This window comes from Vogesella lacus (assembly GCF_979366295.1).
In genome coordinates this window covers 1-765 of the sequence record NZ_CEETQT010000031.1, presented here as the reverse complement: position 1 = coordinate 765, position 765 = coordinate 1, and the positions used below count along the sequence as shown (strand labels likewise).

Below are 765 nucleotides of genomic sequence, written 5' to 3'. Positions count from 1 at the left end.
GCGCAGGTGGCTGCGCTGGAGACGGCAGATCTGGCAGCCCTGACGACGACCCAGATCGTGGCGCTGGGGACGGCACAGGCCGCAGCCTTGACGGCGACCCAGGTAGCCGGCATGACCACGTCGCAAGTTGCGGCAATGGAAACGGCAGACTTTGCCTCGTTGTCCACGGCAGGCATTGGTGGTTTGACGACCGCCCAGATGGCCAACCTGACGACAGGGCAGATCGTTGCCCTGACGACCACCCAGGCGGGCGCGCTGAAGCCGACACAACTGGCGGCGCTGAGTACAACACAGTTGGCCGCGATGGAAACGGCAGACGTGGCCAAGCTGAGCGTGACCGCGATTCCGGGTCTGACGACTAGCCAGGCGGCCAACCTGACGACCGGTCAGGTGGCAGCGCTGACGACCGCGCAGATTGCGGCGCTGGAGACGGCAGATCTGGCGGCGCTGACGACCACACAGATTGTGGCGCTGACCACCGCCCAGGCGAATGCACTGAAGTCGACCCAGGTTGCTGCATTGACGACGAGCCAGGTTGCGGCGATGGAGACAGCAGACTTTGCGGCGCTGTCGACGACAGGCATCAGCGGTCTGACCAGCTCGCAAATGGCGAATCTGACCACAGGTGAAGTCGTTGCGCTGACGACAGCGCAAGCCGGTGTGCTGAGTGCGACGCAGGTAGCGGCGCTGACGACGACACAGCTGGCGGCAATGGAAGTGGCGGACATCAGCAAGCTGTCGACGGCAGCGATTGCAGGTCTGACG

At 64.6% G+C, this 765-nt stretch carries 1 protein-coding gene; it reads left to right on the top strand.

Features of this window, described 5'->3' with window-relative positions:
• A partial coding sequence (locus tag ACZ9W6_RS17560; protein ID WP_465192481.1) for a hypothetical protein occupies window positions 1-765 on the top strand: 765 nt, incomplete at both ends.